Source organism: Jatrophihabitans sp. (assembly GCF_051960575.1).
Classification (GTDB): domain Bacteria; phylum Actinomycetota; class Actinomycetes; order Mycobacteriales; family Jatrophihabitantaceae; genus JBQCEE01.
In genome coordinates this window covers 1-8635 of the sequence record NZ_JBQCEE010000313.1, presented here as the reverse complement: position 1 = coordinate 8635, position 8635 = coordinate 1, and the positions used below count along the sequence as shown (strand labels likewise).

Sequence of the window (8635 nt, the reverse complement as noted above, 5' to 3'; positions counted from 1 at the left end):
GCCGACCAGCTCGTGCGCCGTCTCACCGGCGACGAGCAGGCCGCCCGCGTCCAGGTCTTCCCCACCGACCTGGTGCTGCGCGATACCCACCGCTGAACCACCGCTTGTCCCCCGCCCCAGTCGTTCCCGCACGCGCGAAACGACCGGGGCGGGGGACAAGCGGCATCTCCGGGTCTTGACGTCGGCGAATGCATACGTATACATTCAGCGGCGTTGTCGACGTCGACGAAGGACGGTCATGACCATCACCCACCTCAAGCAGGCAGTTCCGGCGGCCAGCCTCGCGGGCACCCGGTCGGAGGTCGCCGCCACCGTGCGCGACGTCCTCGACGACGTGCGGCAGCGCGGCGACGAGGCCGTGCGCCAGTACTCCGAGAAGTTCGACAACTGGAGCCCCGAGTCGTTCCGGCTCTCGCCCGAGCAGATCGCCGAGATCGTCGCCTCGGTGCCGCAGCAGGTCATCGACGACATCACCTACGTGCAGGCGCAGGTGCGCCGCTTCGCCGAGGCGCAGCGCGCGTCGATCACCGACTTCGAGATCGAGACGCTGCCCGGCGTGCACCTCGGCCAGAAGAACGTACCGATCGCTGCCGTGGGCGCCTACGTGCCCGGCGGGCGGTACCCGCTCACGGCGTCCGCGCACATGACGATCGTGACCGCCAAGGTGGCGGGCGTGCCTCGCGTCGCCGCGTGCACGCCGCCGATCCGCGGCCAGGTGCCGGCAGCCACGGTCGCCGCGATGCACCTCGCCGGCGCCGACGAGATCTACCTGCTCGGTGGCGTGCAGGCGATGGCCGCGCTGGCCATCGGCACCGAGACGATCGGACGCGTCGACCTCATCGCCGGCCCCGGCAACGCCTACGTGGCCGAGGCCAAGCGTCAGCTCTTCGGCGAGGTCGGGATCGACCTGTTCGCCGGCCCCACCGAGATCCTCGTCATCGCCGCCGACGACGCCGACCCGTTCGTCGTCGCGGTCGACCTGCTGAGCCAGGCCGAGCACGGCCCGGACTCGCCCGCGGTGCTGATCACGACCAGCGAGACGGTCGCGCGCGGGGCGATGGCCCACATCGACGCGATCCTGCCGGACATGCCGACCAACGACATGGCCGGTCCGGCGTGGCGCGACCACGGCGAGGTCATCGTCGTCGACTCGCTCGACGAGGCGTTCACGGTGGCCGACTCGTTCGCGTCGGAGCATGTCGAGGTGCTCACCGCCGAGCCTCGACAGGCGTTGAGCAAGATGACGAACTACGGCGCGCTGTTCCTCGGCGAGGCCACCTGCGTCTCGTACGGCGACAAGGTCATCGGCACCAATCATGTGCTGCCCACCCGCGGGAGTGCCCGCTTCACCGGTGGGCTCTGGGTCGGCAAGTACCTCAAGACGGTCACGTACCAGGAGGTCACGGACACCTCGTCCAGCGCCTTCCTCGGCGAGCTCTGCGGGCGCGCCGCGCGGGTCGAGCTGTTCGAGGGCCATGCCCGCTCGGGTGACGTGCGCGCCGCGAAGTACGGCGGCGCCGAGCTGCCGTGGTCGAGCCACCGGTTCGCCACGAGTGGCTGACGCGGGCCACCGCACCGCGCTGGTGAGCGGCGCGGGCAACGGGCTGGGGCGGGCGATCGCGGTCGCGCTCGCCGGCGCGGGTCACCGCGTCGTGCTGACCGGCCGCCGCCGCGAGCCGCTCGAGGCCACGGCCGGCCTGCTCGGCGCCGACACCCGCGTCGCCACCGTCGACGTCGCCGACGCCGCATCGGTGGAGGCGCTGGCCGCCGAGCTCGCCGACGAGCAGATCTCGGTGCTGGTGAACAACGCCGGCGTCCCCGGCCCGGTCAAGCCCCTCGGCGAGATCGAGCCGGACGAGTGGGACGACGTCTTCGCCGTGAACGTGCGCGGCATGTACCTGATGTGCCGCGCGTTCCTGCCGCCGATGCTCGAGCGCGGGGCGGGCGACATCATCAACCTCGCCTCGGTCAGCGGCAAGCGGCCGCTGGCGCTGCGCACGCCGTACACCGCGTCGAAGATGGCGGTGATCGGGCTGACGACGACGCTCGGCGCCGAGGTCGGGCCGCGCGGTGTGCGCGTCAACTCGCTGTCGCCGGGGCCGGTGCGCGGCGAGCGCATGGCGCGCAACTTCCGGCTCGAGGCGCAGCAGCTCGGCGTCAGCGAGGCCGAGGCCGAGGCCCGGTTCGCGAGCCGGGCCACGCTGGGCCGGCTGGTCGAGGAGCACGAGGTCGGGGCGGCCGTCGTCGCGATGCTGCAGATGACCGGCCTGCACTGCGCCGACATCGACCTCTCGGCCGGGATGGTGGCACGGTAACGCCCATGACCCCATCGCAGGCGGCGGCCGATGCGCCCGTGCGCCACCCGCTCGTGCTGCTCGCGGGGATGTTGGGCGACGAGACGGTCTGGGACGACGTCGCCGAGCGGCTCGGCGATGCCGCCCTCCCGTGGCCCGCGCGGATCGACCTCGACGACACGGTCACCGCGATGGCCGCGTCGGTGCTCGCGGTCGCACCCCGGCGTTTCACCCTGGTCGGCCACTCGCTCGGCGGCATCGTCGCCCTGGAGGTCCTGCGGCAGGCGCCACAGCGGATCGAGCGGTTGGCCCTGCTCGCCACGAGCGGCCGGCCCCCGAGCGACGCGCAGCAGGCTGCCTGGAAGCGATGGGGCGAGCGTGTCGAGGCGGGGGAGTTCGCCGCCGTCGCCGCGGAACTCGGGTGCGCCACGCTCGGTGCACCCGTGCGTGATGACGATGCACTGGTCGAGCGCAACACCGCGATGGCGTGGTCGGTCGGGCCGGACGGCTTCGTCCGGCAGCTGGCGGCCCAGGCGACGCGGCCGGACGCCCGCGAGCGACTCGCGTCCTTCGCCCGGCCGGTGGCCGTCCTGAGCGGTGAGCTCGACGACGTGTCGCCGCCGGACCTGCAGCGTGAGCTCGCCGCTTCGTGCCCGTCGGCCGAGCTCGTCAGCGTCCCGGGCGCCGGGCACATGCTGCCGCTCGAAGCGCCCGACGCCGTCGCCGCCGCCCTCCGCGCCCTGCTCGCCCGTCCCTCGTCCTGACCGTGATGGTGTGGCCGGGGCGGGGGCTGGTGTGGCCCTCACGATCCGCCTGACCTGGTCAGTAGCCGGTGGCGTCCCCGCGTTCGGCGTCCGTCGACCGATGCCCGCGCACGGCGGCGACGCGGTCGGCGACGGCGGTGCGCAGGATGCCGATGTCGTTGCCCGGCGTGACCAGCCGGTAGCCGAGCTCGACCATCTGGCGCGCGACGACCGCGTCGGCGCAGAAGGTGCCCGGCCAGACGCCGGCGGCGGTGGCGACGGCCGCGATGCGCTCCAACGCCTCGAGCACCACGCCCGTCGGCGCGCCGGGCGCGACCCCGAGCGAGAGCGCGAGGTCGTTCGGCCCGACGTAGACGCCGTCGAGCCCGGGCGTCGCGACGATCGCCTCGAGGTCCGCGAGGGCAGCGGCCGACTCGATCATCGCGAAGGTCAGTACCGTCTCGTCCGCGTGCTCGGCGTAGTCGGCGCCGCCGTAGAGCAGACCGCGCGACGGTCCGAAGCTGCGGATGCCGCTCGGCGGGTAGCGGCAGGCCCGGACGAAGGCGGCAGCGTCCGCCGCCGAGTCGACCGCGGGGCAGATGATGCCGTAGGCGCCGGCGTCGAGCAGCTTGCCGATCACCGCGGGATCGTGCGAGGGGCACCGGGCGAGCGGCGTGGCCGGGCCGGCGCTCACCGCCTGCAGCAGGTGCACGGCCTCGCCCAGCCCGAACATGCCGTGCTGCAGGTCGACGGTGACCGTGTCGTAGCCGCCGTACGAGAGCACCTCGGCCAGATAGCGGCTGTCGACGGACAACCAGCCGCCCACGGCCACGGCGCCCGAGTCGAGCAGTTCACGCAGGGTGTTCGTCCGCATCGGTCCTCCCGTCGTTGCGTCCCACCTTGACAGGCGGTCGCTCGAGCGAGAACTATACATACGTATTCACACGAGAACCGGAAGGCTGGTCATGTCCGCCGACATCGTCGTCAGTGCCGAGGAACTGCAGCAGCGCACCATCCTGCGCAAGGACCTCAAGGCCGACCGGGCCGCCTTCCTCGACACCAAGATCCCCGGCTCCGAGCAGAAGATCAACTACCCGCTGATCGGCCCGGGGGTCTCCGAGAACCCCGATCAGGTCGTGCCGGTGACCGCACCGCACGGCTTCAATCTCGGGGCGGCGGTCATGCCGGCCGGCGTCATCAACAACCTGCACCTGCACTTCACCGCCGAGGTCTTCATGTGCCTCGCCGGTCAGTGGCAGTTCCGGTGGGGGGTCGGCGGCGCCGACGGCGAGGCGACCGTGTCCGCAGGCGACGTCATCTCGATCCCGACGTGGATCTTCCGCGGGTTCACCAGCCTCACCGACGACGCGTGGCTCTACACCGCGCTCGGCCGCGACCACAGCGGCGGCCTCATCTGGGAGCCGTCGGTCATCGAGAGGGCCGCGTCCACCGGGCGGTTCCTCACGACCGCGGGCACGCTGGTCGACGTCGAGCCCGGCACGCGGCCCGAGGGTGTCGAACTCGTCGCACCGCTGGACGCCGAGCAGCTCGCCTCGTTGCCGCGCGTCGGCATCGACCGGATGCGCGAGCGACTCGCCACGCCCGCCGATCTCGTCTGGGACGACCAGCCGTTCCTCTGCTCGGTGCTGCCCGGCGGTGGCGCGCAGCTCGCACTCGTCATCGGGCACGGCCTCACCGAGAACCGCCTGCAGCACCCGCGGCTCACCGATCCGCACGGGCTGTCCCTCGCCTGGCTGCGCGCCGAGGCGGGTCAGGGCGTCGCGCGGCACCGCCACGGTCAGGCGCAGGCACTGATCGTCAAGCAGGGGCGCGTGCGGGTGACGCTGAACGAGCCTGCCGACGCCGTCTCGGTCGAACTCGCCGCCTACGACACGCTGTCGGTGCCGCGCTGGGCGTGGCGCACCATCGAGAGCGTCGGGGACGAACCGGCCGAGGTCGTGGCGATCACCGAGGGCGACGACCGGGTGTACCTCGACTGGGCGCCCGAGGTCGTCGAGGCCGCCCTGGCGAAGGACGTCACGCGCGACCCGAACGGCTACCTCGCGCCGGCCAGCATGCTGCCGCGCGCGTCGGTCTGATCAGGCGCCGGGACCGCCGTCGTCGGGACCGCCGCCGTCGCCCGGACGGCCGTCGCCGTCACGCCCGCCTCCCGGACCGAACGCCGGCCGCGTGCCGGCCAGGACGCGTTCGACGGTCGCGGCGCCCCCGGTCGTCGACGGGATCACGTGCATCTCGACCGGGTCGCCGACCTTGAGGTCCGACAGGCGCGCGGCCGAACCGTTGCGCACGATCTGCGTCGTCGGCGCGATCGGATAGGTGGTGCTGCCGCTCGAGGTCCGCACCGTGATCGAGGCGGTACCGACCTTCGTGATCGTGCCTGCGACGTGCTGCTCGCCGTCGCGCCCGCCGAAGCCACCACCGTCGGGGACGAACTGACCGTTCGCGCCCGGCAGCTGCGCGCCGCCGGCCGCGGGGCCGATCGCGGCCGCCGTCGAGGAGCCACCGGACGACTGGTGCGCGATGAGCACGCCGCCGACGCCGAGGACGACCCCGGCCGCCACGATCGCGGCGCCGGTGCGCCACCCCAGCCGTGCCGGACGGCTGGGCTCGGCGGCGGCAAGGTCGTCGACCGGCGCTGCCGCCGGCGTGGTCGTGCCGGCGGGGGAGGTGGGGACGATCCAGTCGTCGCCGTGCTGCGTCATCGCGGGTCTCCTGGGTCAACGGGTCGAGGTGAGGGCGGCCCAGCCGGGGCTGGCCAGCCGCTCGCCGTCGGTGGTCACGAGCAGCAGGTGGTGGCCGGGGATGTCGGCGATCCAGGGCAGGGCGTCGCGTCCGAGCACCGCGGCGGCCGTGGCGTAGGCGTCGACCACGGTGAGCGACGGGCCGGCGACGGTGGCGCTCAGCACGCCGGTGGCCGCGCGGCCGGTGAACGGGTCGTGGATGTGGGCGCCGCGCTCGGCGGTGCCCGACGTCGCGATCGCGAGATCGCGTGCCTCGACCACTGCCAGCAGCGCGGTGCGGTCGGACGGGTCGGCGACGCCCACCCGCCACGGCCGGCCACCGCCCGTGCCGCCGGCGAGCTGCATGTCGCCCCCGCCGTTCACGGCGTGCTCGGTGGCGCCGCGCGAGGTGAGCAGGGCCGACGCCCGCTCGACCGCCCAGCCCTTCACCAGACCGGTCGGGTCGAGCCGTCCGCCCGGCATGGCGGTGAAGGCGCCACCGGTCGCCACCTGCACCTCGGCACAGAGGTCGAGCACGGTGGCGACCTCGGGGTCGGCGTCGCCGAGTCGCAGCGCACCGCGTCGCAGCCGGCTGATGTCGCTGTCGTCGCGGTAGGTCGAGAAGACGGCGTCGACGTGGTGCAGCCAGGCCACGACCTCGGCGACGGCGTCGTCCCACGCGCCGGGCGTGCGGATGTCGATGGTGAAGACGGTGCCCATGCAGTGCTCGACGTGCAGGGTGCGGGGCGTCATGACGGCCGTCATGAAAGACCGGCCTGATTCAGCGCGCTCTGCAGCGACCGGATGTAGCCGGTGCTCGTGTACGTCGCCCCCGACACCATGTCGATCTGCGCGCTCTGCGCCTTGATGGTCTCCTGCTGCAGGGCGGGGATCGCGTAGGAGTTGATCTCCTGATCGCGCCCGTTGTTCAGCGGGAACACGACCGCGGTCGCCTTGGTGATCTTGCCGTTGCTGACAGTGATCTGTACCTGCACCGGGCCCCACACCGTGTCGACGGCAGAGCCGGTGTAGGTGCGGGACCCGGAGGTGGCGCGCGCCTTCGGTGCCGCGGACGAGGTCGAACCGCCGGTCGGCGTCGTGGCGGTGCCCGTGTTGCCGCCGGTGCCCGCTCCGCTGGTCGTGCCGCCGGTGCCGGTCGTCGGCAGCGACGCCGCCGGGATGCTCGCCAGCGACGTGCTGTGGGACTTGAAGTCGAGCAGCATGACCAGCCCGGCGATGGTGCCGAGGACCGATGCGATGACACGCTTCATGACAGGTTCTCTCCCGCGTCCGTCAGAAGGCGAACGACTCGTGGTGGATCTGGCGCTGCGGCACCTTGGCGGCGCGCAGGTTCTTGATGACGGACGCGGCCATGCCCTCGGATCCGCAGACGTAGACGTCGTGGTCGCGCAGGTCGGGGATGTTCGTGGTGAGCGACTCGGTCGACAACGGGTCGTGGCCGAGGTCGCGCCGCCGGCCGGCCAGCAGGATCAGCCGGGCGCCGCGCACCCGGGCGATCTCCTCCAACTCGCGGCGGAAGATGATGTCGCGCTCGTCGCTGACCCGGTACAGCAGCGTCAGCTCTCGGGCCCGCGCCGGCAGCGACTCGAACAACGCGCGCAGCGGGGTGATGCCGATGCCGCCGGCGATGAGCAGCACCTTGTTCTGCCGGCGTCGTGCCGCGGTCATCGCGCCGTACGGGCCCTCGGCCGACACCCGGGTGCCCACCTTGAGATGGCGCAGCGCCCGGCTGTGCTCGCCGAGGTCCTCGACGGTGATGCGCAGTTGTCCGGCGCGGGGAGCGGCCGACAGCGAGTACGGGTTCGACGCGTACCAGAGCTCGCGGGTCAGGAAGCGCCAGCGGAAGAACTGGCCGGCCTGCGCCTGCAGTTCGTCGACGTGCTTGCCGCCGACGACGATCGAGACGACGGTCGGGCTCTCGCGGCGGATGGCCAGCACGCGCAGGTCGTGCCGGACGAACTGCCGCACCGGCACGACGAAGCGGTACCAGAGGACGGCGGCGAAGACGACGACGTACAGCGTCGACCAGGCCACGCGGGCCGCGCGGTCGTTGATGAACTCGGCACCCGTCGCGAACTGGTGGCTGAAGGCGAGCGCCGCGGCCAGGTAGGTGTAGAAGTGCAGGAAGTACCAGGTCTCGTACCGCATCCGGCGGCGCGCGGCACGGGCCGAGACGACGCCGACCATCACGAGCAGCAGGCCGGCGACGCTCGCCATGAGCACGTCGGGATAGCTGAGCAGCAGCGTCTTGGTCTGGTGCACGACGTCGGTGTGCGCCTGCACCGCGTAGCCCCACGTGATGAGCAGGGCGTGCGAGACGACCAGGCTCACGACGTAGCGGCCGCCCATGGCGTGCCAGCGGGCCAGCTTGTCGGCGCCGATCCCGCGCTCGAGGGCGGGGACGCGAGCCATCAGCGCGACGAGCACGACGATGCCGTAGCCCGCGAGCAGCCCGGTGATCCGTCCGGCGTTCGTGAGCCAGTCGCCGGTGCCGCGGACCGACGGGGTGTTGTTCCACCACAGCCCGATCGCCGCCGCCGCCCCGACCAGGATGACGGCCAGGATCGCGGTCGGATGAGCACCACGACCCGTCGCGGCGGCGGCACGACCGGCCGGGGGGACGGGCCGGGGCGTGCGCGCACGCGACGGTGCCGTGGTGGTCATGACACCACTCTCGACGCCGTGGCTATCGCGCCGCTGGCACGAACCTGGACGTTCCCTGTCAGTCGACGATGACCCCGGACGCGCGGATGTGCGGCCGCGCGGGCCCGCGCCCCCACCGCGCCCGCGCGGCTGGTGGCGGGGCGTCCGGCGAGCCCCCGGGGCGGTGCCGAGT

At 72.9% G+C, this 8635-nt stretch carries 9 protein-coding genes; 4 read left to right on the top strand and 5 right to left on the bottom strand.

The genetic code is table 11. The annotated features are described in order from the left end of the window. The first annotated feature begins 238 nt into the window (after positions 1–238). Genes hisD through ACTHMS_RS17400 form a run of 3 tightly spaced genes read left to right on the top strand, consistent with a single transcriptional unit; the run spans position 239 to position 3058 of the window. Complete coding sequence (hisD, locus tag ACTHMS_RS17410; protein ID WP_440307925.1) at positions 239–1561, top strand: histidinol dehydrogenase; 1323 nt, start codon at positions 239–241, stop codon at positions 1559–1561. Next, entirely contained in the window at positions 1554–2315 is a 762-nt protein-coding gene (locus ACTHMS_RS17405) for an SDR family NAD(P)-dependent oxidoreductase (protein ID WP_440307924.1), read from the top strand. Before hisD ends, ACTHMS_RS17405 begins: the two co-directional genes overlap by 8 nt. Before the next feature lie 5 nt (positions 2316–2320). Further along, positions 2321–3058, top strand: coding sequence for an alpha/beta fold hydrolase (locus tag ACTHMS_RS17400; protein WP_440307923.1), 738 nt, complete (start codon positions 2321–2323; stop codon positions 3056–3058). A 58-nt stretch (positions 3059–3116) separates the two neighbouring features. Here the strand turns inward: ACTHMS_RS17400 and ACTHMS_RS17395 are convergent, their stop codons facing one another. After that, a complete protein-coding gene (locus ACTHMS_RS17395) occupies positions 3117–3911 on the bottom strand; it encodes an HpcH/HpaI aldolase family protein (RefSeq protein ID WP_440307922.1) in 795 nt (264 codons plus the stop codon). A gap of 91 nt (positions 3912–4002) precedes the next feature. Between ACTHMS_RS17395 and ACTHMS_RS17390 the strand changes: the two genes are divergently transcribed. Continuing rightward, positions 4003–5136 carry a cupin domain-containing protein gene (locus ACTHMS_RS17390; protein WP_440307921.1) on the top strand — a complete coding sequence of 378 codons (1134 nt, stop codon included), beginning with the start codon at positions 4003–4005 and terminating at the stop codon, positions 5134–5136. On the opposite strand, the gene ACTHMS_RS17385 is transcribed toward ACTHMS_RS17390, so the two are convergent. The 4 genes from ACTHMS_RS17385 to ACTHMS_RS17370 are packed head-to-tail and all read right to left on the bottom strand — an operon-like array spanning position 5137 to position 8463. Continuing rightward, positions 5137–5760: a hypothetical protein gene (locus ACTHMS_RS17385; protein WP_440307920.1), complete on the bottom strand. Its 624-nt coding sequence runs from the start codon at positions 5758–5760 to the stop codon at positions 5137–5139. 15 nt (positions 5761–5775) lie between these two features. Then, complete coding sequence (locus ACTHMS_RS17380; protein WP_440307919.1) at positions 5776–6531, bottom strand: FAD:protein FMN transferase; 756 nt, start codon at positions 6529–6531, stop codon at positions 5776–5778. An 8-nt stretch (positions 6532–6539) separates the two neighbouring features. Beyond that, the gene (locus ACTHMS_RS17375) at positions 6540–7049 is read right to left on the bottom strand and encodes an FMN-binding protein (RefSeq protein WP_440307918.1); all 510 of its coding nucleotides are present in this window, start codon (positions 7047–7049) and stop codon (positions 6540–6542) included. A 22-nt stretch (positions 7050–7071) separates the two neighbouring features. Then, positions 7072–8463 carry a ferredoxin reductase family protein gene (locus tag ACTHMS_RS17370; RefSeq protein ID WP_440307917.1) on the bottom strand — a complete coding sequence of 464 codons (1392 nt, stop codon included), beginning with the start codon at positions 8461–8463 and terminating at the stop codon, positions 7072–7074. Between the last annotated feature and the right edge of the window lie 172 nt (positions 8464–8635).